Raw genomic sequence first — 23879 nt, 5'->3', positions numbered from 1 at the left:
TTCCATCTCCCTGCGGCGGCCTCATCGTGGCTGGCCGCCCGCTCGCGGATTACCCAATGGCACATCCCGTGACTTCCACATCGATCCCGGCGGCGGACCCCACGCGGTCCGGACTCGCCCTCGGCCGGCTGGCGCGTCGACCAGAGTCGGGCTCATTCCTCGGCCTGGTCGCGGTTCTGCTTTTCTTTGGCCTGTTCGGCGGAAGCGGCTTCCTATCGGCAGCCGGCACGGCCAGCTGGTTGAACATCGCGTCCGAGATTGGGATCATCGCAATGCCGATAGGGTTGCTGATGATCGCCGGGGAACTCGACATCTCGGTCGGCGCCGTGATCCCCGCAGCGTCGCTTACCGCTGCCATCATCTCGGGTCACTATGGGCTGCCCGACTGGCTTGGCATAACGGCCGCGCTTGGCCTCGGCCTCGCTGTCGGCCTCCTCAACGGGCTCTTCGTGACGAGAACGACCATCCCGTCACTCATAATCACAATCGGCACCATGTTCCTCACGATGGGCCTGACGCTAGGTCTCACCGTCAAGATCGCCGGCAGCACCGGCGTGTCACTGGTGCCAGACCCGCTTACCAAGGCAATCTTCGGCGACTATCTCGGCGGCATGTTCCAAGTCACGATCCTGTGGTGGGTGCTGTTCGTGATTGGCCTGTTCTGGCTGTTGCACATCTCCCCACTGGGCAACTGGATCTATGCACTCGGTGGCGACAAGGAAAGTGCGCGCAACGTTGGCATTCCGACCAAACGGCTGACCATCGGCCTGTTCATGCTATCCGGCTTCAATGCCGCTTTCGTCGGGGTCAGCGAGGTGATGGTCTATCAGAGTGCGCAGGTTCTGGCTGGTCAGTCCTTTATCTTCAATTCCATCATGTGTGTGGTCATCGGGGGCGTTCTGCTCACGGGTGGCTTTGGCTCGATCGTTGGCATCGTGTTTGGCACGATTACCTTCTCGATCGTGAACCAGGGCATCTACTTCACCAGCCTGGATCCCAACATCGGAAGCATCATAATCGGCGCGCTTCTTTTGATCGCGGTGCTGACAAACGACACCTTCCGGCAATTGGCACTCAGCTATTCTTCGAAGAGAGGAAAGCAGCCATGATGGACGTGATCAAATCCGTACTGCGTCGTCCCGAAGCCGGCTCGATCCTCAGTCTTATTGGCGTGGTGTTGTTCTTCGTTCTATTCGGCGGCGCCCACCTGGGTACGCTCGTTGGCGCGGCGAGTTGGGTCAATTTCGCGGCCAATCTCGGCATCGTCGCCATTCCCGTCGGGCTGCTAATGATCTCAGGTGAACTAGACATTTCCATCGGCGCTCTGATCCCAGTTGGTTCGATGACAACTGCCATACTCACCGGTTACTACGGACTGCCAATAGGGGTAGGGATAGCTGGAGCGCTGGCAGTCGGCGTGGCGGTAGGCCTGGTCAACGGTCTGCTGACGATCCGTACCTCCGTGCCCTCGCTCATCATTACTCTGGCCACCCTGGTCGCCATGCAGGGGGTGGTGCTCAGTGCTTCGGTGCTTCTGACCGGTAATGCCAGCGTTGCCCTGACCGCACCGGATTGGGCCAAATTCCTCTTCGGCCAGTTGATCGGCGGCAGTCATCAGGTCATCATAATCTGGTGGGTCGCCTTCGCTGTTGTCACAGGCTTCGTTCTGCACAAGACCCGTTACGGGAACTGGCTATTTGCAATGGGCGGCGACCGCGTCAGCGCCCGCAACGCCGGCATTCCGACAGACCGCGTGACCATTGCGTTGTTTGTGTTGTCCGCGGTCAGCGCCACCTTTGTCGGGATCTGTCAGGCGATCCTGTTCAATTCCGCCCAGGTCTCCGGTGGCATGAGCTTTATCTTCAACGCCATCGTGTCCGTGGTCGTGGGCGGCGTGCTGCTGACCGGCGGTTTCGGGTCGGTCGTGGGTATCTTCGTCGGCACCATCACCTTCGCCATCGTCAGCCAGGGCATCTATTTCACCCAGATTGACCGAAACTGGTCGAATCTGATCATCGGCGTGATACTTCTGGTGGCGGTGATGATGAACCAGTCCTTCCGCGACCTGGCTCTGTATTTCAGGCCGCGGCGCGAGCGAAGCGTGCCGCGGGAGCCAGCAAACCCATGAAAAATGATCTGCTACAGCAGCTAAGCAATGGGCTCGCATCGATTAACGAGCATCGACCTTCAATTTCCTCGCCGATCAACAGTGTCAGGCCAGCCGGATCGCAGATGGGAGATGTGCCCGCCATGAACGACAAACCTGCCATTCTAGAACTGAGGAACGTCAACAAGTCCTTCGGACCAATCGACGTCCTGCACGATATTTCGCTGAGGGTACGCGCCGGCGAAGTGCTTTGTCTGCTCGGTGACAACGGCGCCGGCAAATCAACTCTCATCAAAACGCTCGCCGGTGTCCACAAACCCACCAGCGGCCAGATACTGATGGACGGTCAGCCGGTTACCTTCTCTGGACCTCGGGAGGCCCAGGCACAAGGAATCGCCACAGTGCACCAGTTCGGCGGCACCTTCCCGCTGATGAGCATCGGGCGGTCCTTCTTCGTCGGCGTAGAGCCGACCAAAGGCTGGGGACCGTTCAAGATCTACGACCGCAAGCGCGCCAACGAAATCGCAGTGAAAGCGGTACGCGATTTCGGAATCACCCGCATTGATGACGGTGACCGCCTGGTTGGGGGACTGTCCGGCGGCGAGCGCCAGTCGCTCGCCATTGCCCGTGCTGTGTATTTTGGAGCGCGCTTACTGATCCTGGACGAACCGACCGCAGCGCTCGGCGTCAAGCAGGCCTCGCACGTGCTGCGTATCGTCAACGAGGCGAAGAGGCGCGGCCTGGCCGTGGTCTTCATCACCCACCAGGTCATGCACGCCATGGCCGTCGGCGATCATTTCGCGGTGCTGATCCGCGGCGCCATCGCCGCCGATTTCCGCAAAGGCCAACGGTCCCGCGAGGAGATCACAGATCTGATGGCAGGCGGCGAGACCATGGCCGACCTCGAAGCCCAGGTCGAGGGTTACATGGCCGAGCATGAAGGCCATCCGCCGTCCCTCCAGGTGTTGGGAGGCCCAGCCGCTCAGTAGATTTCTTAAAAGGCGCCAACCAGGCGTGGCTCCATGCCGCTGAGTTGGCCGTTGCCCTAATCCGAAGAGCAAAAGCAGGACACAAATGACAATCCGCATTGCAGTGATCGGCGCCGGTTTGATGGGCGCGGATCATGCCAAGATAGTTGCCGAGGAACTGCCCGGCGCAACCCTGCAATTGGTCTGCGACATGGATGAGCAGCGCGCTCGTTCTGTTGCCGGCGCGTATGGCGCTATCGACATTGCCACTGACCCCCAGGGCGCCATCACGCGGCAAGACGTGGACGCCGTGATCATTGCGAGTCCCGATTTCACGCATGCGCCGCTTTCGATGGCCTGCATAGCCGCCGGCAAGCGCGTCCTATGCGAAAAACCGCTGTCACAAGCATCGGCTGACTGCATCGCGGTGATGGAAGCCGAACAGAAAGCGGGGGCGAAATTCGTCCAGCTCGGCTTCATGCGGCGTTACGACCGCTCCTATCAGGAAATGAAGCAGGCGCTCGATAATGGTCATCTCGGTCGGGCGCTGATGATGCACAATTTTCACCGCAATGTTGAAACGCCTGCGGCCGACTTCACCGGCGCGATGGCTATCACCAATTCGGCCCCGCACGAATTCGACGTCGTGCGTTACGTGCTCGGCACCGAATATGCTGCCATCTCTGCATTCCAGCCAAGCCGCTCGGACGCGCGTGTGGCACCTGTCGTCATGGTGCTGGAAACGGTGGATGGGCAGCTCGTCAACATTGAGATCAACAACAACGCCGCCTATGGCTATGACGTTCGCGCCGAGCTGATTGGCGAGAACGGCGCCGTGGCAACCAACAACGTTGCCTACACCCGCACGGAGGCAGCGCTTACCCAAAGCACAAGCTACGACGCCGACTGGCGCACCCGCTATTACGATGCCTATCGCCGCCAGAACCGCGACTTCCTTCGCTTCGTCATGACTGGTGAGTTCCCCGCGACCGCCTCGGACTGCTGGGACGGCTACTGCGCCGCCGTCGTTGCCGAGGCCGGCGTGGTAGCGCTGAAGGAAGCCCGTCGTACGCCTGTCCAGATGATTGCAAAGCCGGAGTTCTACGCGTGAAGCTGGGTTTCGTTTCAGACAGTCTCGGCAATCTGCCGTTCGACGCGGTGCTTGATCATGCGCAGCGCATGGGGGTATCCGGCATCGAGGTGAACACTTGCGGCTGGTCGACCGCCCCGCATTTCCGGCTTTCGTCCATGCTGGGTAACAGGGAAGCGCAGAAGCGGATTGCTGCAGCCTTCGAGGAACGCGGCCTGGAGATCATAAGCCTCAACGCCAACGGCAATCCGCTGCACCCAACTGATCCGGCCCAGGGCCAAGGGTTGAAAGACACGATCCGCGTGGCCGGCGAGATGGGCATTCGCACCGTCTGCACCATGAGCGGTCTGCCGGCCGGCAGCGCTAGCGACAGCATGCCGAACTGGGTCGTCTCGTCCTGGCCGCCGGAAACGCAGACCGTCCTGAAATATCAGTGGGAAGAGAAGCTGATCCCGTTCTGGACCGGGATCGTGGCGCTGGCGAAAGAAAACCGCGTCGAGCGCATTGCGCTCGAGCTGCATGGCAATCAGTGCGTGTACAACGTGCCCTCGCTCCTGAAGCTTCGAGCAGCGGTAGGACCTGTCGTGGGCGCCAATCTGGACCCGTCGCACCTGTTCTGGATGGGTGCTGATCCCCTCGCTGCTGCCGAAGCGCTGGGCGCGGCCGTTTATCATGTCCATGCCAAGGACACGATGCTGAACCGGCCAGTCCAGGCAACGACCTCGCTGCTTGAGAATGGCAACCTGATGGACATTCCGGCCCGCTCGTGGAGCTACATCACGCTCGGGTTCGGCCATGGTGAGGAGTGGTGGCGGCAATTCTGTTATCGGCTCAAGATGGCTGGCTACGACGGCTGGCTTTCCATCGAGCACGAGGACGTATTTCTGAACTCGCTGGAGGGGCTCGAAAAATCCGTCGCGCTCCTCCAGAGCGTGATGCCGTCAGCTCCCGCAGACTTCAAACCGCAAGATATCTGAGGAGGGACTCAATGCCCTGGGTTGACGCTTGTGCCGCTGACGAAATCGAAGCCGAGGAAGCCAAGCGCTTCGAGAATGGCGGCCGTACCTTCGCGATCTTCCGCAACGACGCGGATGAATACTATTGTACAGACGGGCTTTGCACGCATGAGAAGATCCACCTCGCCGACGGTCTTGTCATGGGTAATACGGTTGAGTGCCCCAAGCATGCTTCCGTTTTCGACTTCACGACTGGCGAAGTAGAGACGCCCCCGGCCTGCGAGAACCTCAAAACTTACAAGACGAAGGTCGAGAACGGCCGCGTCATGGTCGAGGTTTGAGCCATCATGAGCCAACCCTTCCAGTTGGCCGCCTGCGCCGAGATGCTTTGGCTTGATCGTCCGATGGCTTGGCGCGTCGCACGTCTGCATGAGATGGGTTTCGGCGTCGGATTGTGGAATTGGCCGGACCATGACCTCGCAGCGCTCGAGAAGTCGGGGGCGACCTTCACGATCATGAACGGCTACCTCGAAGGAAGGCTCGCCGACGACGAGGGCGCCGACATGCTCTTGAAGTCCGCCCTGGAGACCGCAAGAGTCGGAAAGCGCCTCGGGATTGCCAGGCTCAACCTGCACGGCACCGGTCTCGGCGAAGGCGGTATTCCTATTGTGAAGTCCGAACTCGAGACCGGCCTCATGTGGCTGATGGCGCGGGACACCTTGAACTGTATCTGCGACATGGCCGAGGCCGAACATGTCGTCTTCACGCTTGAAAACCTGAACCTGCTTGACCACCCGGGCTGCCCCTTCGGCTCGACGGCAGCGGTGCTGGCATTGGTGTCATCGATCAATAGACCCCAACTGCGGATCAATCTCGACCTCTATCACACTCAGATCGGCGAGGGCGATATCGTGCGCTGGTGTCAGAAATGCCTGCCCTTCATCGGCGAGGTGCAGGTGGCCGATAATCCGGGTCGTTGCGAGCCGGGAACAGGCGAGATGAACTGGCCCAACATCGCGAGAGCTCTGTTCGACATGGGGTATCGCGGGCCGGTGGGTCTGGAAGCCTTTGCCCAAAACGATCCGGAGGCAGCGCTGGTCGCTTTCCGGCGGGCTTTTACGGTGTGAGCCATGCGGGGATGCTCATCGGCGCGATGCGGGGCGGGCGTCATGATCAAGGGCGGCCCTGTCCGACCATGCTTTCCGATCGAGCGCTGCTCGCAGATTCCTTTCAAGTCCACCTGACCTGCAGTGGAGGCTGATTATGGCCATGTATCACAACCGTCCTCATGTCGAGGATATCCGAAAGATGAAGAGGAATGGACAGAAGATATCCATGCTCTTCGTCAGCACGCCCGACGAGGCAGCCGCCGCTGCCGCGGCAGGCATTCACATGCTTTCCATCGAGGGCCGATACTTTGACCAGGAAATGCGACAGGCAGCCGGCGACTGTTTCGTTCAAGTCGGTCTGCCTTACGGCGGCTGGGGCAGCTTTGCTGGCCGTCCGCTGGCTACGGCAGAAGACTATCTGCGTGCGGCTTTCCACTTTGCCGGCATTGGTGGCGACGCCTTCTACTGCTCCGCGTCCTACGACATCCAGAAGGCGCTCTGCGACAACCACCTCCCTGTCGTCGGGCATATCGGCCTGATCCCTTCGTACATCACCTGGACCGGTTGGCGCGCAGTCGGAAAGAGCGCGGAAGAAGCGATACGCCTCTGGCGGCACACCCAGAAACTCGAGGAGATTGGTGTCTTCGGGGCGGAACTGGAAGTCGTCCCCGACCGGGTGGCGAAATTCCTGACCGAAAACTCGTCGCTGGTGATGCTTGGCATGGGCGCCGGCAAGCATGCAGATGCGCAATACCTCTTCACAGAGGATGTATGCGGCTATGGCAAGAACCATAAGCCGCGGCACGGAAAGGTTTACCGAAACCTCGGCCCTGAGCTGCAGAAGATGCAAGACGAGCGCGTGGCGGCGTTCAGGGAATACAAAGCCGACGTCGATTCTGGCCGGTATCCCGATTACGAACATACAGTTCCGATTGGGGACGCTGACTTCGATAGCTTCATGCGAGCAGCCAAAGGATGACAACCATGCGTGCGGGGCTATCCGGATTGCTCACGAGCGGGTGTTAGTCAAGTCGAAGTCCGCAACACGAAGGCGCCAACGCTTGCTGAACTCAAAATGCTGATTGCCAAGAGGGAGCTGATCCTTCCGGCGAAGTTGGAAACTCTCGCTCGCGTGATGTTCGCGGAGCCAGACTACGTTGCTTTCGAGAATGCCGCGTCGATCGCACGCCGATGCAAAGTGTCAACGACAACGTTATCTCGCCTCGCTCCGCGCCTTGGCTTCAGGTCTTTCAAAGAAATGCAGAACTGCTTCCGAAATCATCTCCTAAGTCGACGGAACCAGACACAACCGAGGTAACGCGCAAGCCGGTCGAGATTACGCTGGGTGTAAAGGTCTTCTTTCTAACCCAATCATGCTGAAGGCAGACTTTCTGCTTTCGCGAAGAGTTTCGGGCGCAGGTCGGCCGTAGAAGATCAGTTCTTGCGACTTCCTGAAAGCTGACGATCGGCTTGGGCTGCATGATGTCCGGGTTTTGCCCAAAGGGACATAGGGGCATCAAATCAGGCGGTTGCTTTCCGCAATTTGACGCGCCCGCCGCACCGTGCCGTCGGTGTCGGCGGACTTTCGTCTTGTTGCTTCGTCGCTTCTGATCGTCAGCCGCTTCGACAGGATTTTTCCAGTTTCGACGATTGGCTTGACCGGTATGGCCGGAGCGTCCGGAGTTTTCATGTACCTCATGCTTATTGTCCTTTTAGGCAAAAATGAAAGAGAGCGCGGAGCGGCTGTCCGTCCCGGCACCTTGCACGGCGATAAAATTACGGTCGCACGATCCAGGCCAGCAACGCCGGATTAAAATCGGAGTTGCCGGTATAGTCGCGGATCAAAAGCGCGGCGTATGCCTGCCACTGATCCTCGGGGATCTGCTTTTCAATGACCGATGTTCTGAACGCGTCACGCAGCATATTGCAGTCAAAAGTCGAAATCACATCGGCCGATTGATCGTTGTCCATAATGCGGCTCCCATCGAGGGGGCGGGAGTACGATGGACGCTCTCAAGCGCCGGTGCCCATTGTTCTGTGGCCGGCGACAACGGACTGTACGCCCCGCACAGGTGCTTAGCGAATCATTCCGGCGAATTTGCTCGCCGGTGTGCTAGCTCAGCGGCCGGCCTGTTCCCGCCGCTTGGGGTCTTCATCGTTCAGCCGGCCGACCATCTCGTCCGCTTCGCCGGCATTGATGCCGACCATGATCTTGTGATCGGACTCGGCGGGCTGGCCGGTGAAAACGTCGAAAACGGTCCAGCTGTCCGGGCGGTCCATGCGAAACGCGTAGCGGTTTGCCATAGTCGCGTCCTATTCATTTTCGCCGGCACCAATTTGTGTCGATCGGTTCAGGCCTGCACAATGACAAAGACTGCCGCCAGGACAACGACTGTCCACAGCACCACGCACACCTTCAAAGCCAGGCCCCCGTGCCGTGAGATGCCCTCCCGCATGCGGGGTACCCCGTTCTTCATTCTCCTGCCCGGAGTGGCCGCAACGCCGACCGGCGGCTTGACCCCAAGTCTGCCGAATACCGGAAGCAGCGTCGGCTCACGCACGGGCTTCTCCGGACGCCAAGGTCTCAGTATCCCATGCTGCCGCCGCCACCGCCGCCGCCACCACCAACTGCCGGTGCGGCATCCCGAGCCGGAATGTCGGTGATCATCGCTTCGGCGGTGATCAGAAGGGCGGCGATCGAGCCGGCGTCCTGCAGCGCGGTGCGCACCACCTTTGCCGGGTCGACGATGCCGGCTTTGATCATGTCGACATACACCTCGTTCTGGGCATCGAAGCCCTGATTGTGATCCTTGCTGTCGGCGAGCTTGCCGACGACGATCGAACCTTCGACGCCGGAATTCTCGGCGATCTGCCGGATTGGCGCTTCAAGGGCCCTGAGCACGATCGAGATGCCTGCCGTCACATCGGCATTGGCGCCGCTCAGGCCGTTCAGCGTCGACTTGGCACGCAGCAAAGCGACGCCGCCGCCCGGGACGATGCCTTCCTCGACCGCGGCGCGCGTTGCGTTCAGCGCGTCGTCGATGCGGTCCTTCTTTTCCTTGACCTCGGATTCGGTGGCGCCGCCGACGCGGATGACTGCAACGCCGCCCGCCAGCTTGGCGAGACGTTCCTGCAGCTTCTCCTTGTCATAGTCGGACGTGGTTTCCTCGATCTGCCCTTTGATCTGCTGGACGCGCGCCTGGATGGTGGTCTTCTCGCCGGCGCCGTCGATGATCGTGGTGGTGTCCTTCTCGATCAGCACGCGCTTGGCGCGGCCGAGCATGTCTATGGTGATGTTCTCCAGCTTGATGCCGAGATCCTCGGAAATCATCTGTCCGGCGGTGAGCACGGCGATGTCTTCCAGCATCGCCTTGCGGCGGTCACCGAAGCCAGGCGCCTTGACGGCCGCTACCTTGAGTCCGCCGCGCAGCTTGTTGACGACCAGCGTTGCCAGCGCTTCGCCCTCGACGTCCTCGGAGATGATCAACAGCGGCCTGCCGCTTTGCACCACGGCTTCGAGGATGGGCAGCAGTGCCTGCAGATTTCCGAGCTTCTTTTCGTGGATGAGGACGTAAGGGTCTTCCAGCTCGGCGCGCATCTTCTCGGCATTGGTGACGAAATAGGGCGAGAGATAGCCGCGGTCGAACTGCATGCCTTCGACGACGTCGAGCTCGGTGTCGGCGGTCTTGGCTTCCTCGACGGTGATGACGCCGTCATTGCCGACCTTGTCCATCGCCTTGGCGATCATGGCGCCGACGCTGGTGTCGCCATTGGCGGCGATGGTGCCGACCTGGGCTATCTCGGCCGACGACTTGACCTTCTTGGCGCGCGCCTGGATTTCCTGGACGACGGCGCTGACGGCAAGGTCGATGCCGCGCTTGAGGTCCATCGGGTTCATGCCGGCGGCAACGAATTTGGCGCCCTCGCGCAGGATGGAAGCGGCCAGCACCGTGGCGGTGGTGGTGCCGTCGCCGGCGAGGTCGTTGGTTTTCGAGGCCACTTCGCGCACCATCTGCGCGCCCATGTTTTCGAACTTGTCGGTGAGCTCGATTTCCTTGGCCACCGTCACGCCGTCCTTGGTGATGCGCGGCGCGCCATAGGCCTTGTCGATGATGACGTTGCGGCCCTTGGGGCCGAGCGTCACCTTGACGGCGTTGTTGAGGAGTTCAACGCCGCGCAGCATGCGGTCGCGGGCATCGGTGGCGAATTTGATTTCCTTGGCAGACATTTTTTATCCCGTCGAATTTGGAGTGGAACGGTCGCCGCGCGGAACGCGCTGCGCTTGTTCTTCAAATACTGGAGCGACCTTTGCGCGCCTTGAGGGACACGCGCCGCTCCAGTCAGGCGGCCTTCTTGGCTTCGACAGCTTTGTCGATGACGCCCATGATGTCGGCCTCCTTCATGATCAGAAGGTCCTCGCCGTAGATCTTGACCTCCGTGCCCGACCATTTGCCGAACAGGATCAGGTCGCCGGCCTTGACGTCGAGCGGAACAAGCGCGCCATTCTCGTCGCGTCCGCCCGGGCCGACGGCGATCACTTCGCCTTCCTGTGGTTTCTCCTTGGCATTGTCGGGAATGATGATGCCGCCCTTGGATTTGGTGTCGCCTTCGGCGCGGCGAATGACGACGCGATCGTGGAGTGGCCGGAATTTCATGGGGAACTTCTTTCTGGGGCCAGCATAGGCGGCCGCTACCCCTGATATAGGCGCGTTGGCACTCGATAGATAGGAGTGCCAGAATTATTTCTGGCCAATGGCCAAGAATTCGAATGATATAATTCGAGACGCGCAGAAATTCGTTCGGATGGGAGGAAAACTTTCTGCCGGATTGAATTTCGCGGATGCAGGTTATTATTTCAAAGATCAAATAAAGAGGGCCGCGACCTTGTTTGGAACTCAATTGAGGCGCATATGCAAAATTCGTTGATTTGGGTCGAGTTGGCTTTATGTCAGAGCCCTCGCCATTCACCACCGAATTCTCGAAAACGAGTGCATGCGCCGGTCCGGCGCACATTTAGTTCCGTTCGGACCCTGGAATGAAACCGATGCTGACCACGGATGTACTGGCAGCGTCGGGCATCGTCCCAGCGGTTCGAGTGGGAATGATACGGAAAAGCGCAGCCGCCCGTTTCTGCGGAAAGCCGCAATTCATGACCAGCCGCACCACAAATACAGTCGTTCGCTTCAAGTCGGCGTTTTCGCTGCCCGGCTTTGATCAACCGCAACCGCCCGGAGAGTATCGGGTCGACCATGACGAGGAGGCCCTCGAAGGGACTTCCCAGATCGCATGGCGCCGCGTGGCCACCTTCATTCACCTGCCGGCGATCACCGCGAGCGGTGCTACGCAGCAGATGGTGCCGATCGAACCGGCATTGCTTCAAGCCTCGCTGGAGCTGGACGAGAGACAATCATGAGAACCACAACCCTGATGCAACGCAACTCACGCCCGGTCCGCCGCGAAGCCGCAACGCATCTCTTCGCCGTCGGACAGGCTATCCGGCTGAAGAGCGGCATCGGCACGTTTCCAAAGGCCGCGGAAATCTACCGCGTCACAGCAACGCTCCCGCCGAGCGGAAATTCGCTGCAGTACCGCATCCGCAGCGACGTCGAACTTCATGAACGGGTGGCGACGCAGGACAGTCTCGAACCGGTCGACACGTCGCCGGGTGACAGCATAACGCTAAGCGAAAGGATCTTCGAACATGTCAAAGGGACAGAAACGATCTAGCCGGGAGATCAGGAAGCCGAAGCAGGAAAAGGTCCCGCCCAAGGCTGAAAGCGTATTCGGCGCCCAGACCAGGCTTGCCGCCAACATCAGTGCCCGGCGCGGCAAGGGCAAGAACTGACGTCGCGACACGGGCACGGATGACGATGAAGATCGTGATCGAATTCTATCGCACCCGAAACTCGGACGACGCGCATGCCGTAGTCGGGCGCGAGACGGCGCAAGCGGCCAACCTCGACCATGCGATCGAGGTCGCCAGGCTTTTGGCAAAAACCCTGAACATGCCCCAGCAGCCGGACGCCATGACCATCGTCGACGCGAATGGCGCGACGCTCTATTCCGGCGTTCTGGCCACGGAAGCGATCAATGAGAAAAGACTAACGCCATGAATGCCTATAGCAACGAAACCGATCGGCAGCGCAACACCGCCGGGCTTGCGGCCTGGGAAAATGAGGGTGGCGCATCGGCACGCGACTTCGCGGACCGTCAGTATGGCCGCCGCGTCGAAGCGGATCGGTCCTGGACCGTCTATCATGTCTTCAGCGGAATTCCGGCGCTGATCGACGGTGGTGCGATGACCGGCCTCAGCCGGTCGGATGCGACGCGCAGCATGTTGTCCCTCAACCACCGCAATGCCGAGCACCGGAGGGCGCGGCTTGCGGCGCCGCCAATTGTCCCACACGAGGCAGCGGCGGGCCAATCATGACGCTCTCCTTTCCCAACCCCAGCCGGAGATTCGATGAAGTGCGCGATTTTCGGTAGGTAGGCACCCGATCACGATCGTTCTGGTAAGACCGGAATGTCGCCTCCTGGAGCAAGCGGCCAACGCGGTGCCGCAGTCGAGTAGCGGCTAGCAGCGTCGTTGCGGCCAAGATGGAGGTGGAATGGCGCCTTCTGGCTTCCAGAACCGGACCGTCTGTTTCCGGCCCCAGGCTGCCGGTCTGCAACGCGCCTCATAGTCGTCGTTGAGGTCAGCTTTGCCGCCGCCTGAAAGCAGACATTGCCGATGGCCACGCTGGAGATCTCGGTTGCGCCAGAGGCGGCTGCCTTTTTGGAAACAATCGGATCAACGCAAATTCCTGCCCCGTAGCCGTAGTTGAGTCTGCCAGAAGATTACTCAAGCGCCTGCCGCTGCTTCGCCCAGTCGTGATACCGACGCTCAATCAGCCAGGCGCTATCGGCTCACTTTTCCAGGCTAGCAGTATCCGAGTGCGTCGCGGGATAAACTACACGCCCAGGAACCTACCGTTGGAACGCTTCGAACGTGTCCATCAGTCCAGACTCTTCATCATGGCTATTATCCCAGCGCCCTGGCCCATCGACGGGAAAGATGAGAAGCGACAGTGCAAGGTCACGATACTCATCGAACAGCACCGACTCAAACACCGGCTCATCGGCGTTCCAGACGCCGGCCAGGTGGTCAATTTCGCGTGTGCCAGCCTTCCGTCCGATGGCGGCAAGCGAGCCCCCAGGCAAGGGGATGGTCAACTGTTTTGCCGGGAAATACACACCCGACTTGAAGAGCGCCGGGCTGCTGCGTGCCCAGTCGATGAAGCCATCTTTGCTGACCACGAGCATCGCGCGCCGCCTGGTCATGTCCAGCCACTTGAGGACGGCCGCCGTAATCGAGACCTCGTAACGCTCTCGAAGGGCCTCGAACTGGCTGAGGGTCGGCTTTCTGAAATCATAGGTCTGAATGCGAAAGTCATCAGGCGGCATCAACACCATTGAGGCGAAGCGGTTGGCCTCGGCTTCCATCCGGCCATAGTCGGAGTTCCAAGCCCACATATCCTTACGCGAGCAATAGAACGGATTTCCACTCAGATGGCGGTGGAGGAGGTAGTGTCCGAACTCATGAGCCTGGCAGAAATTGATCCGGCCTTTTGAGCGAAGGCCGGTGTTGTAGAAGATACCCCACTCTCCGTTGCCCTTGGGCACGAGCGCACCTTCGAACCGCTCGCCGAAATCATCCCCTTGCACGATAGTGATCGGCTCTTTGGGATAGAGGTTGCGCGAGTAATCGGCAGCTATGGGCGCGATGCGGATCGGGAAGCGCGCTACGCCCAAGGCGTCGGTCGCCGCCTTGACGAGGGCCGAGACGCGCGTGGCCCAGCCGTCGCACGTCGTCGGAAGCTTCATTTCTTTTTCGCCCAAGTGTCGATCATGTCCATGATCCGATTCTTGTCGTCGTGTTCGAGCCGGTTGAACTTGCGGAAAAACACTTCCTTCAGCTGCGCGTCGTCGAACGTGGCGTTCTCGTCGAGCAGGTATTCGGTGGTTACGTCGAGCACCCGTGCTATGTCGGCTAGTTTTTCCGCAGACGGCTTTCTCTCGGGGCGGTTTTCGAGTTCCCACAGGTAGCTCTTGCTGGCCCCCGCCTCGCGGGCCAGGTCGTCGAGGGACCAGTCCCTCTTCTTTCTGAGTTCTCTGAGCTTCTCGCTTAGCGTCGTTGGCATTTTCCCTCAGTCACAGTGGATTAGGTCGTTCGATATATACCGCACAAAACCGGCCTTGAAAAGCGAACGCTCGTTCGATATATAGAACAAAATTGTCTTACGGAGCTTGAGTTGGCTATTCAGAAGCGTAAACCCAGTCCGAAGGAACGCGGTACAGCCAAGCTTGGCTTCAAACGGGCGATTGCAGTGGAGGGTGACGACACCTTGCCGGTCGTGACGGCTCGCGGCGTTCCGGAGTTGACCCGGTCCACCCTGGCCGCGCTGTCGGCGGGCCGTTGCGAGTTCCGGGGCTGCAACAAGTTCCTGTTCGAGCATTCCCTGACCAAGGACCTTGGCAACTTCAGCGAGGCCGCGCATATTGTTGCCTTCCGCGCGGCGGGTCCGCGCGGCGACGTCGCGGATCGGCCGGCCGAGATCAACAGCATCGAAAACTTAATGCTGCTCTGCGCGGAGTGCCACCACAACATCGACACGCATCCCGAGGCCTACCCGCGCGAGGAGTTGCTGGCGCACAAGCGCGAGCACGAAGACCGCATCCACATGCTGGCCGAACTCGGCCCCGAACTGCGTACCAACGTGCTAACGCTCAAGAGCCGCATTGGTGAGCGCGTTGTCGAAATCGGCAAGGACGAAGTCGTCGCTGCGCTGCGTCCTCGCTATCCGGCATCGTCGCAGTTTCATGTTGTTGATCTCACCGATCTTGGCGACGAAATGGACCCCGACTACTACCAATTCGCCGCGCGCAAGCTGCGCGAGCGTGTCCGGGCGGTCTACGTCGATGAGGGCCCGATGAGCGCGGTGAAGCATCTGTCAGTGTTCGGCATGGCGCCGATCCCCTTGTTGGTCGTGCTTGGCAATGCGCTCAGCAACACTGTGCAAACCGATCTATTTCAGAGCCATCGCGACAAGTCAGACCGCTGGACGTGGCATGCAGGCGAAGCCTCGACCGTGTACGTGGTCGACGTGGTGCGCAAAGGCAGCGTCGCCGACAACATCGCGGTGATCCTGTCCTTGAGCGGCGCGATCTCGGAAGCCGCCCTACCGCCATCGGTCGATGGGACGTTCTGGATCTACCGTTTGACGCTCGACAATGTCGCGCCCAATCCCGGCTTCTTGCGCACGCGCCGCGATCTCGATGCTTTCCGGCTTGCCTACCGCCAGTTGCTCGGCGATCTCGTACGGCGTCATCCGACGCACAAAGTGATTCACGTCTTTCCTGCGGTCGCGGCCCCCGTGGCGATTTCGCTCGGCCTTGATTTGTTGCCCAAGGCGCACCCGGCCTTGGCCGTCTACGACTTCGATAAACGGGTGGGCGGTTTCGCGGAAAGGATCAGGGTGAACCACTATGAGTGACAACGTCTATTTGAAGGATCTGCTCAAGAGCCAGAAGATGGAAGAAGGCTGCGACCAGTTGGCCGCACTGGACGAGGAGCGCGACAAGGTCGAAGCGCTGCTCAGGGAGGCCTTCCCGGACTCCGATCCGGATTTCACGCACGGCGGATCGCGTGCGAAGGGCACGATGATCCGCGAGGACTATGACCTCGACGAGGTCTGCTACTTCGACAACGACGACACCGGGCCCGGCGAAACTCTCGAAGAGATTTACAACAACGTCGCCGAGATGCTGGAGGACGAATACATCGTCGAGCGCAAGCGTTCGGCTCTGCGGCTGAAATCCAAGAAGGGCAAGGATCTTTACGTCGACATCGTGCCCGGCCGTTACATTGACGACACCGGCACGGACGTGTTCCTGCATCAGAACGAGGGGGACAAGGAGCGTCTCAAGACTAACCTCGAAACCCATATCTCCTATGTCCGCGACAGCGGCTGCACCGACGTGATCCAACTCGGCAAGCTGTGGCGCACGCGCAACGGCATCCTGATTCGAACCTTCCCGCTGGAACTGCTGATCATAGCGGTGCTGAGCGGGAATAAGGCGGGGATGCTGCAGGAACGCTTCGAGCGTGTGCTGACGGCGTTCGTCGACGAGATCGACGACCTCACCATCGAGGATCCAGCCAACCCGACGGGGAATGATCTCTCGTTCGCATTGACCGACAAGGTCCGCGACAAGCTGCGCTCTGTGGCCGAAGACACACTGGATACCGCAGCGGAGTACGGCTGGGAGCATGTGTTCGGCAAGGTGGAGAAGAAGGCGGGCGGCCTGCCGCGCGTCCCCGCCCTGACCGCCGCTGCGGCTACCGTCGGCGCCGCCGCTCCTCCGTGGGCAGATGAGGCGTGATGGAAAGGCCTTGGTTCGAGACAAATCCTTCGGCCTTTGACGAACTTCGAGCCACCCTGCGGCGGCGCTATCCAACGCTGCACGCGGAAATAACTGACCGGAAGGTTTGCGTTGTCGGAACCTTCGCCGTCCTCGGCGATGACGACGCCTCGGATCGGTACGGCATCAAAATCGAGTTGCCCGACGATTACCCGCGCTCGATCCCAAGCGCCTGGGAGACAGCAGGGCGTATCGAGCGCGTGATCGACCGCCACGTCTTTCCCCGAACCGGAGCGCTTTGTGTGGGCGTACCGGTCGAGCTGTGGGTCCGGCTGGCTGGCGATTTCGCAATCGTCAGCTATCTCGAAAAAGCGCTCCGACCTTACCTAATTGGCAACAGCCTTGTCGAGGAGGGCAAGCCTTGGCCCTTCGACGAAAGTCCCCATGGTAGCGAAGGCGTGCTTGAGTTCTATCAGCGGTTCATCGGCAACAGGGATCCCGCCGCTGTAGGCAATTTCCTGATCTCGGTCTTGCAGAATCGCGTCCGCGGTCACTGGAACTGCCCCTGCGGCAGCGGCAAACCTATTAGGAAATGCCACGAGGCGAACGTTCGGGCACTGCGTTCGGTGCCTAAACTTGTGCTGGCCTCATCTGTGGAACACATGATCGCTCTGCTCAAATTGCGGACGGCGCCGTCCAATTGAAGTCAGGGTCCGCAAAGATCGGAAGTCAGCTTGGGTCAGACCCAGACATCATACCAGCCGACCTAAACGTCTGCTTTCGCAGGGCGGTTCTCGAAAGCTGCCTGACTGGAGGCGTGCCCTAACGCGACGCTCGGAGATTGGCGCGGCGATGACAGCTCATGGCGCAACTACGCCCTCAAGCGCGGTCGCCGGTGATGTCCGCTGTAAGGCGGTGGCACAACTAACTTTAACGGCCGACATGAGGCGCACAGCAGTCGTTCATCAGGTGTGCCGAGAACGACTGGAACGGGTCAGATCGCGTCGATGCATGGGGGCGCCTGAACGTCCGCTTCTCACATTCCAAGCCTCCAAGCCGCAAGTCCGCTTCCGGCCCAAAATATCGAGACGTTCGTACATCGGCGCACTGCGTCAGCAAGTGGCGCGTTGTGCCGTTTGGAATGGATGCCTTGGGGCAAGATCGCTGATCAATATAGGGTCAAGCAGCATAGGATTGCAGTCTGGAACGCGGATTTCGGATCATTGACGAAGCATAAGGCAAATGAGCCGCCGATGGAGAAATGGCTTTGGCCATCGCTCGCACAAATACAATCTGTACCAGAGCGTGGCCGCCCACTCGCAATGGAGCGCGTCACCCACCTCCTGAACTGAACTGAACTGATCCGGTCCGCCCAGCTTCACGGCGCGGCCCAGCTCCGCTCGCCGGCCATCTTGGCGCGGGTACCTGGAGCGGCATCATCATTCTCATGGTTGAGGTGTGGGTTAGCTGTATTGACCGCCAAAGCGCTCATGACGGGGCTGGGAAGCGGGTGACTGATCGCGGTCGCCGTTGTGACTGTCTGTCCATCCTAGCTACGCCCATGGCGCCCTCGAATGGATTGGGTCTGACCGAAGACCGTTTTCGCTTGGCTCAACCTCGATCGTCTTCCCGCAACGACGGCGCTTCGTTTTCTTCCCCTGGCCGTACCACCCCACCCGGCACACCTGGCGGGGACCCCGGTTTGCGTCCATTCCTCGCGGCCCAAGAAAGTCTCGCGGCGCCGTCTTCCACTTCGTTTCAGCCGCTTTGGGTGCGGCCCGATCGCCCCCGGTCTCAAGACCACCATCGAGGCCGCGATAGGCGCGGCCCGAGAAACAGAAGGAACCACCACAATGGCGACCATCGGCACATTCTCCCGCACCGCGAACGGCTTCTCCGGTTCAGTCAAAACCCTGAACCTCAACGTCAAGTCGGTGACGTTCACGCCTGCCGAAGGCGACAATGAAAAAGGTCCGGACTTCCGCATCTTCGCCGGCGCCATCGAATTCGGCGCGGCATGGAAGAAGACCTCGCGCGAGGGCCGCGACTATCACTCCGTCAAGCTCGACGATCCGAGCTTCCCCGCTCCGATCTATGCAAGCCTGGTCGAGACCGCCACCGAGGGCGAGTTGTCGCTCATCTGGTCCCGCCGCACCGCAGAGTGATCCGACTAAACACGCAGCCCCGCGCAAGGCGGGGCTTCGCCATGGTTCAGGTTCACCACTGCACCTCTATCTGGTGCAGCACGCTATGCTTTGACGGGTGTCTTGCGCGCCTTCTTCACCGGCGACTTGACTGCCGTTGCAATTGCTGCCGCCGCTGCCGCGCGAGCAGCTCGTTTTGACTTTTCCGCCGCAGCTCTCGCTGGCGCTGCCGCCTTGCGTCCCAGGCCTATTGATTTCGCCAGGGCCGAGCGGGTGGCCGCGTAATTTGGCGCCACCATCGGATAGTCGGAGGGCAGGTTCCATTTCAGACGGTATTCGTCCGGACTCAGATTGTAGTGCGTTCCGATATGCCGCTTCAAGGATTTGAACTTTTTGCCGTCTTCCAGGCAAATGATGAAATCAGGTGTCACTGACTTCTTGATCGACACCGCCGGCTCCAGTTTGGCTGCGGTCGCAGCCACAGGTCTGCCGATCCCTCGCAAAGCCACATAGACATCCCCGATCAGCTTCGACAACTCGCCGACCGGCAGCGGATTGTTCGAAACGTAGGCGGAAACGATGTCGGCGGCGATTGATACGAGATCAGCCTGGTCGCTTGGGTCTGCAGAAACGGTCATCGAGTTTTCCTCTTGTCTGATGGCTCTAATGGCGCGCGTTGAAACGGATGGGCTGTTTATTGCCAATCAGGCAAATAATTCGTTGTCCCGCAACAAACCGTATTCGTCGCAAATATCAAGCCGGCAAGCTTTCGCTTCCATCGTTCTGCCCGGCTGCGGACAGAGTTGCTGATAAACCGGTGAAAGCTGCTGCACCGGAGATCGAGCGATGAACATGCGCGTACAATCTTTATCCTCTCGGCACTTGGCGGCGCGGTCCTCCTCGCGGCGGCGGCGGTGAATTGGAGCTTCGGGCGCAATTCATCTGGAACGGGTCGGCGACGTTCAAGTTGCCTGAACCTCTTCGGGCCAACGGGTCCGGCAGACACATTTCGGGCGGCGTGGCGCTACATCTAAACCGCGCCTGGGTATAGTCGAGGATCTCGCTAATGCTCTCGCAGATGCTGGGCAGGGTGCCGCCGCAACAACGCGCGGCGGATGATCGGGCAGCGGCCCGCGCTTTGGTTGCGCTTTTCCGGGTTCGCTACGGCGCGGAGTGATGTTCGCGCCTTCGCTGATATCGCGTTCGATGTGGTCGGGGTCCATTGCGCTCGGAATCCGAGAAGGGATCCATCTTTCAGCTGCTCCTGGATCAGTATGGCGAGCCCGTCGAGCCTCTTGACGGTCGGTATGACCGAGCGCCAGATGCATCTTCACACCCGCCGCAACGACGATCATGATGCGTTCTCCCTTGCCGCGAGATGCCGCTTGACTGCATCCGCATTGCTGCCGACGGACGCAAAGACGCGCCGCCCGTCGTCCAGTCGGACTGCCACCATGCCGTCCGGCGGCCGCACGAGATTGCACAGGGGAGCCGTCGCCGGCGTTCGTTTTTTCGCCCCATGGATGAGCGCAACAGTTGCCAATTGCGGCGTCTTGCGAGCGGTCAGGCCGAAACTCGACACGCCAGCGGAAGGCCGTGCTGGTGGCGACTCCATGGCGGCGGCAACCTCCGCCACTGACACCAGGCTTCTCCGTCTCCTGCACAATCGCCTGCTTCTGCGCGTCGCTGAAGCGGCGCCGGTCCGACCGCCCGTCAACCCGCAGTCTCAAGCGATTAGCGCCGCACGCAATCAGCGCTGCTTAATTGAGCCCGGGCACTCGGATGCAACAGAGATCGCCAGTCCACTTCGAATTCGAATTCCTCAAGACGAGCGCGCCATTTGCGCAGCGCAGGGGGCGAAAGCCCGAGCGCCACGGCATATTCGGCAGGCCCCAATCCGCTCCAGTTCATCGCCTCCACATGCATGCCCCAGAACGCCTGCAGGGCAAATCGGATCGTGTCCGTACGCACGCTGTAGCAGTAGCGGCGCGGGCTCTTGCGTCGCTTCGGCGGCCCTTTCTTGCCCCGCTTTTGCGGCTTTCCCTGGCGCAATTTCCGCAGATATTCCGCACGTTTGCGCCGATCTTCCGCGCTCACCAGATGACGCACCCACAGCTCGAAAGTCGTCATCGAAAGCTTGCGCCGGCGGCAATATTCCTCCACCTCAAAACGGCCCCCGATACCAGGTCGCGACATGCGTCGACCAGTACGAGTTGTCGGCCTTGTCCCAGGAACGTCGAGGCACCGCCGAAGATCCTCCTCGATAAGAAGGAACCCCACACGTTGCGAGATTGCACTAGGTGTGCAGGATCCGGACGGTTACAGAGTGCGGAGAGGGACAGCAAGATAAAGCGAGCTGGCGCTCGCCCTCGCTTCGCTCGTAAGTGTCTGTCTGCACATTGTTTTTTCCGGCAGATTTCGAGACCAGCCGGAATGACGTGAGGTGCGGTGGCTCACGGCTGGTCCGCTATCGTATTGATCTGAAATGACAAACTTCGGTGCCCTAGCGATGTGCGATCCGCCATTGTTTGCCACAACAAGTCTTTGCGCGCCGTAGCACGCTCTGCGCTCCGGCCACCTTGAAGGGCGGAATCTGAGTCTCGATTCTATCGCCATGGCAGATCGTGACAGCGACAGGTTCCAGGTGCGCACCGGCCGGACGCGGGATGGCGGCGCGCCGGTCAATCTGCGCGCGCTGCCCTTCGTGCGCCAGGTCGAGATTGCCATCCGCAGGCAGGGCGGCAACCCCAATCGCATGGGCGCAAGCAGTGCCGGGAAGGGGAGTGGCCGCTTCAACGCCCGCGGCCGCGGCGGCAAGGTCGCGACAGCGTTGCCAAAGGATGGTGGCGGATGGCGGCAGGACGAGAGCGGCGTCCGCTTTCGCTCCCGCCGCGTCGTGGTAAAGGGGCGCGTCGTCAAGTTGCCAGGACGAGGCAAGGGGACCACCGGACGCGGCCAAAAGTTCGTGACGACCAGCAAGGCAGTCGATGCGCATCTGCGCTATCTCCAGCGCGACGGCGTGACCAGCGATGGCGAGAAGGGCAGGGTGTACTCGGCCGTCGACGAGGAGCCCGACGGCAAGGCCTTCATCGAGCGCGGCCGCGGCGACCGACATCAGTTCCGTTTCATCGTTGCGCCGGAGGATGCCGCCGAGATGGAAGACCTGCGCTCCTTCACCCGCGATCTCATGCGGCAGATGGAGACCGACCTCAACACGCGCCTCGACTGGATCGCCGTCGACCATCACAATACCGGCCATCCTCACACCCACATCCTGGTGCGCGGCGTCACCGATGACGGCAAGATCCTGAACATCGCCGGCGACTACATCGCGCATAGCATCCGCCACCGGGCAGGCGAGCTGGTGGAGCGGGAGCTCGGCCTGCAAAGCGAGATCGAGGTCGCCCGCAAGCTGGCCAACGAGGTCGGGGCCGAACGGCTGACACGGCTCGATCGCATGCTGATCGCCGAACAGCAGGAGCACGATCTTGTCGACCTCCGTCCCAATGCCAGCGACAGCTACACCATTTCCAGCAACCGCTATCTGCTGATCGATCGGGCAAAGACACTGGCCCACTTCGGCCTGGCGAACGAGATCGAGCCCGGCCGATGGGTGGTTTCCGACAGGGCCGAAAGTACTTTGCGAGCGCTTGGCGAGCGCAACGACATCATCAAGACCATGCACCGGGCACTCGAGGAGCACGGCCTCGCTCATGAGCGGGGCCCGGCGCAATACGCAACGCATCGGGGGACCATCACTGAGCCGGTCGTCGGCCGCGTGCTCGCCAAGGGTCTTGCGGGTGATGAGATGAGCGACAAGCTGTCGCTCGTCATCGATGGCGTCGACGGGCGCACGCATTATGTCGAGACCGCGGATGCGGCAAAGCTCGACGACATCCCGCGGCCATATCGTGGCGCTTGATCCCATCCTGCCGAAGAAGGAGCCGCGTGCGGCCGACCGCAACATCGGCAGCGTAGCCGGCGAGGACGGTGTCTATCGGCCGAGCCAACACCTTGAGGCGATCCGCGAGGCATTTTTGGAGCAGGGCAAGGACCCGGAGGCCTTCGTCCGTTTCCATGTCCGCCGTCTCGAAGCGCTGCGCCAGGCCGGCCATGTCGAACGCCTCGACGAAGGCCACTGGCGCGTTCCAAATGACCTGTCCGAGCGCGGCATCGCCTATGATTCCAATATCCGCGGCAAGGACTTCTCCGTCCGCGTGCTCTCGACGCTCGATCTTGATACGCAGATCGGCAGCGACGGCGCCACCTGGCTCGACCGGGAGCTTACGGCCAAGAACCCCGTGCCGCTGGTCCGGTCAGGCTTTGGTTTCGACGTCGACAACGCTCTCGACAAACGCGCTACCCAGCTCGTCAGGATGGGCCATGCCGAACGCGACGCGACGAGCCGGACCATCACCTTCTCGCGCGACGTTGTTGCCACGCTGGAGCGCCAGGAGGTCGCGCGCGTCGGCAAGGAAATGGCCGCTGCACGCGGCCTCACCTTCGCGCCCGTACAGCCCGGCAACCATGTCGGCGGCACGCTTCTTGGCTCGGTCCGTCTTGCCAGCGGGCGCTTCGCCATGCTGGACGATGGCATCGGGTTTCGGCTCGTGCCCTGGCAGCCGATGCTCGAAAAGCGCATCGGCAAGAACATCACTGGACTCGTGCAAAACAGCGGCGGCATTGACTGGAGCTTCGGCAGAAGACGCAGCATGGGGATTGGGATGTGAGGGTAGCGCGCATTAAACACCGGCGGGTACGTCACGGTGCCGCGGGGCCGAGATCGTCAGCGTGCCGTTGGCCGGCGAGCCGCGCACGGCGAACAGAAACTCATCCTCAGTTGGCGGGACGTTTTTTCGTTCATAGAGACATTGCCCCGAGGTCATGCTGACTGCCACTGATCTGGCAGCGACTGCCGGCTGTGTATGCCGGTCGTCGGCCGTGGCTGAAAACGATCCTGAATCTTGCGTTCAACCGATCAGCAACCGGCTAGGGTCGCCGCAATCTGACGCCCGGGCGATCGCCATTGGTAAACTCCACGCCTTCGGCTTCAAGAACGGTACGAATCTTTGCTTGGGTTTCGGCGGATACAATCGAACCGTTC

At 60.7% G+C, this 23879-nt stretch carries 28 protein-coding genes and 1 pseudogene; 18 read left to right on the top strand and 11 right to left on the bottom strand.

Annotated elements, in window-relative coordinates; all coding sequences use genetic code 11:
- The first annotated feature begins 26 nt into the window (after positions 1 to 26).
- The 8 genes from NKI24_RS00235 (at position 27) to NKI24_RS00200 (ending at position 7209) form a co-directional block, all read left to right on the top strand.
- On the top strand, positions 27 to 1109 hold the full coding sequence (locus NKI24_RS00235) for an ABC transporter permease (protein WP_352449065.1): 1083 nt from the start codon (positions 27 to 29) through the stop codon (positions 1107 to 1109).
- Complete coding sequence (locus tag NKI24_RS00230) at positions 1109 to 2128, top strand: ABC transporter permease (protein WP_352743072.1); 1020 nt, start codon at positions 1109 to 1111, stop codon at positions 2126 to 2128. The genes NKI24_RS00235 and NKI24_RS00230 overlap by 1 nt, the downstream gene beginning before the upstream one ends.
- A gap of 122 nt (positions 2129 to 2250) precedes the next feature.
- Complete coding sequence (locus tag NKI24_RS00225; protein ID WP_352449066.1) at positions 2251 to 3096, top strand: ATP-binding cassette domain-containing protein; 846 nt, start codon at positions 2251 to 2253, stop codon at positions 3094 to 3096.
- 85 nt (positions 3097 to 3181) lie between these two features.
- The gene (locus NKI24_RS00220; RefSeq protein WP_352742725.1) at positions 3182 to 4186 is read left to right on the top strand and encodes a Gfo/Idh/MocA family oxidoreductase; all 1005 of its coding nucleotides are present in this window, start codon (positions 3182 to 3184) and stop codon (positions 4184 to 4186) included.
- On the top strand, positions 4183 to 5142 hold the full coding sequence (locus NKI24_RS00215; RefSeq protein WP_352449068.1) for a sugar phosphate isomerase/epimerase family protein: 960 nt from the start codon (positions 4183 to 4185) through the stop codon (positions 5140 to 5142). The genes NKI24_RS00220 and NKI24_RS00215 overlap by 4 nt, the downstream gene beginning before the upstream one ends.
- Positions 5143 to 5153: 11 nt before the next feature.
- A complete protein-coding gene (locus NKI24_RS00210) occupies positions 5154 to 5462 on the top strand; it encodes a MocE family 2Fe-2S type ferredoxin (RefSeq protein ID WP_192180180.1) in 309 nt (102 codons plus the stop codon).
- A gap of 6 nt (positions 5463 to 5468) precedes the next feature.
- Positions 5469 to 6248 carry a TIM barrel protein gene (locus NKI24_RS00205; RefSeq protein ID WP_352742723.1) on the top strand — a complete coding sequence of 260 codons (780 nt, stop codon included), beginning with the start codon at positions 5469 to 5471 and terminating at the stop codon, positions 6246 to 6248.
- A gap of 136 nt (positions 6249 to 6384) precedes the next feature.
- Complete coding sequence (locus NKI24_RS00200) at positions 6385 to 7209, top strand: 3-methyl-2-oxobutanoate hydroxymethyltransferase (protein WP_352742721.1); 825 nt, start codon at positions 6385 to 6387, stop codon at positions 7207 to 7209.
- A gap of 537 nt (positions 7210 to 7746) precedes the next feature.
- Here NKI24_RS00200 and NKI24_RS00195 read toward each other — a convergent pair.
- The 5 genes from NKI24_RS00195 to NKI24_RS00175 form a co-directional block, all read right to left on the bottom strand.
- The gene (locus NKI24_RS00195; RefSeq protein ID WP_352541463.1) at positions 7747 to 7929 is read right to left on the bottom strand and encodes a hypothetical protein; all 183 of its coding nucleotides are present in this window, start codon (positions 7927 to 7929) and stop codon (positions 7747 to 7749) included.
- Between the two features lie 77 nt (positions 7930 to 8006).
- Positions 8007 to 8201, bottom strand: a complete 195-nt coding sequence (locus NKI24_RS00190; RefSeq protein ID WP_352742718.1) for a hypothetical protein — start codon at positions 8199 to 8201, stop codon at positions 8007 to 8009.
- 147 nt (positions 8202 to 8348) lie between these two features.
- On the bottom strand, positions 8349 to 8534 hold the full coding sequence (locus NKI24_RS00185) for a hypothetical protein (protein WP_352742716.1): 186 nt from the start codon (positions 8532 to 8534) through the stop codon (positions 8349 to 8351).
- 280 nt (positions 8535 to 8814) lie between these two features.
- A complete protein-coding gene (gene groL, locus NKI24_RS00180; RefSeq protein ID WP_352742714.1) occupies positions 8815 to 10458 on the bottom strand; it encodes a chaperonin GroEL in 1644 nt (547 codons plus the stop codon).
- A gap of 112 nt (positions 10459 to 10570) precedes the next feature.
- The gene (locus NKI24_RS00175) at positions 10571 to 10885 is read right to left on the bottom strand and encodes a co-chaperone GroES (protein WP_352542955.1); all 315 of its coding nucleotides are present in this window, start codon (positions 10883 to 10885) and stop codon (positions 10571 to 10573) included.
- Between the two features lie 494 nt (positions 10886 to 11379).
- On the opposite strand from NKI24_RS00175, the gene NKI24_RS00170 reads away from it, so the two are divergent.
- The 5 genes from NKI24_RS00170 to NKI24_RS00150 are packed head-to-tail and all read left to right on the top strand — an operon-like array spanning position 11380 to position 12660.
- Positions 11380 to 11643, top strand: coding sequence for a hypothetical protein (locus NKI24_RS00170; protein WP_352743070.1), 264 nt, complete (start codon positions 11380 to 11382; stop codon positions 11641 to 11643).
- Positions 11640 to 11957, top strand: a complete 318-nt coding sequence (locus tag NKI24_RS00165; protein ID WP_352742712.1) for a hypothetical protein — start codon at positions 11640 to 11642, stop codon at positions 11955 to 11957. The genes NKI24_RS00170 and NKI24_RS00165 overlap by 4 nt, the downstream gene beginning before the upstream one ends.
- Positions 11932 to 12075: a hypothetical protein gene (locus NKI24_RS00160; protein WP_352742710.1), complete on the top strand. Its 144-nt coding sequence runs from the start codon at positions 11932 to 11934 to the stop codon at positions 12073 to 12075. The genes NKI24_RS00165 and NKI24_RS00160 overlap by 26 nt, the downstream gene beginning before the upstream one ends.
- Positions 12076 to 12100: 25 nt before the next feature.
- Positions 12101 to 12343, top strand: a complete 243-nt coding sequence (locus NKI24_RS00155; protein ID WP_352742708.1) for a hypothetical protein — start codon at positions 12101 to 12103, stop codon at positions 12341 to 12343.
- The gene (locus tag NKI24_RS00150; protein ID WP_352742706.1) at positions 12340 to 12660 is read left to right on the top strand and encodes a hypothetical protein; all 321 of its coding nucleotides are present in this window, start codon (positions 12340 to 12342) and stop codon (positions 12658 to 12660) included. Before NKI24_RS00155 ends, NKI24_RS00150 begins: the two co-directional genes overlap by 4 nt.
- A 536-nt stretch (positions 12661 to 13196) precedes the next feature.
- On the opposite strand, the gene NKI24_RS00145 is transcribed toward NKI24_RS00150, so the two are convergent.
- Both NKI24_RS00145 and NKI24_RS00140 read right to left on the bottom strand, forming a co-directional pair.
- On the bottom strand, positions 13197 to 14108 hold the full coding sequence (locus tag NKI24_RS00145; RefSeq protein WP_352742704.1) for an ImmA/IrrE family metallo-endopeptidase: 912 nt from the start codon (positions 14106 to 14108) through the stop codon (positions 13197 to 13199).
- Positions 14090 to 14410 (bottom strand): helix-turn-helix domain-containing protein, encoded by a 321-nt coding sequence (locus NKI24_RS00140; RefSeq protein WP_352742703.1) that lies wholly within the window; start codon positions 14408 to 14410, stop codon positions 14090 to 14092. Before NKI24_RS00140 ends, NKI24_RS00145 begins: the two co-directional genes overlap by 19 nt.
- 111 nt (positions 14411 to 14521) lie before the next feature.
- On the opposite strand from NKI24_RS00140, the gene NKI24_RS00135 reads away from it, so the two are divergent.
- The 4 genes from NKI24_RS00135 (at position 14522) to NKI24_RS00120 (ending at position 18796) form a co-directional block, all read left to right on the top strand.
- On the top strand, positions 14522 to 15763 hold the full coding sequence (locus NKI24_RS00135; RefSeq protein ID WP_352742701.1) for an SAVED domain-containing protein: 1242 nt from the start codon (positions 14522 to 14524) through the stop codon (positions 15761 to 15763).
- A 10-nt stretch (positions 15764 to 15773) separates the two neighbouring features.
- Positions 15774 to 16652: a nucleotidyltransferase family protein gene (locus NKI24_RS00130; protein WP_352742699.1), complete on the top strand. Its 879-nt coding sequence runs from the start codon at positions 15774 to 15776 to the stop codon at positions 16650 to 16652.
- Positions 16653 to 16828: 176 nt separating this feature from the next.
- Entirely contained in the window at positions 16829 to 17335 is a 507-nt protein-coding gene (locus NKI24_RS00125) for a YchJ family protein (protein WP_352742697.1), read from the top strand.
- 1149 nt (positions 17336 to 18484) lie between these two features.
- Positions 18485 to 18796, top strand: a complete 312-nt coding sequence (locus NKI24_RS00120) for a DUF736 domain-containing protein (protein WP_352596123.1) — start codon at positions 18485 to 18487, stop codon at positions 18794 to 18796.
- A gap of 83 nt (positions 18797 to 18879) precedes the next feature.
- Here NKI24_RS00120 and NKI24_RS00115 read toward each other — a convergent pair whose 3' ends face one another.
- The 4 genes from NKI24_RS00115 to NKI24_RS00100 all read right to left on the bottom strand — a co-directional run bounded on the left by NKI24_RS00115 (position 18880) and on the right by NKI24_RS00100 (position 20905).
- Positions 18880 to 19413, bottom strand: a complete 534-nt coding sequence (locus NKI24_RS00115; protein WP_352743069.1) for a Ros/MucR family transcriptional regulator — start codon at positions 19411 to 19413, stop codon at positions 18880 to 18882.
- Between the two features lie 66 nt (positions 19414 to 19479).
- Positions 19480 to 19629: a hypothetical protein gene (locus tag NKI24_RS00110; protein ID WP_352742694.1), complete on the bottom strand. Its 150-nt coding sequence runs from the start codon at positions 19627 to 19629 to the stop codon at positions 19480 to 19482.
- Between the two features lie 108 nt (positions 19630 to 19737).
- Positions 19738 to 20439, bottom strand: a complete 702-nt coding sequence (locus NKI24_RS00105) for a hypothetical protein (protein ID WP_352743067.1) — start codon at positions 20437 to 20439, stop codon at positions 19738 to 19740.
- 70 nt (positions 20440 to 20509) lie between these two features.
- Entirely contained in the window at positions 20510 to 20905 is a 396-nt protein-coding gene (locus NKI24_RS00100; RefSeq protein ID WP_352742692.1) for a hypothetical protein, read from the bottom strand.
- A gap of 484 nt (positions 20906 to 21389) precedes the next feature.
- Between NKI24_RS00100 and NKI24_RS00095 the strand changes: the two are divergent.
- A pseudogene (locus NKI24_RS00095) lies at positions 21390 to 23505 on the top strand (DUF3363 domain-containing protein).
- Positions 23506 to 23879 lie beyond the last annotated feature (374 nt).

It is taken from the genome of Mesorhizobium sp. M0701, from assembly GCF_040320365.1.
Taxonomy (GTDB): Bacteria; Pseudomonadota; Alphaproteobacteria; order Rhizobiales; family Rhizobiaceae; genus Mesorhizobium.
The sequence above is the reverse complement of the archived record's forward strand: the minus strand, read 5'-3'. Positions and strand labels throughout refer to the sequence as shown.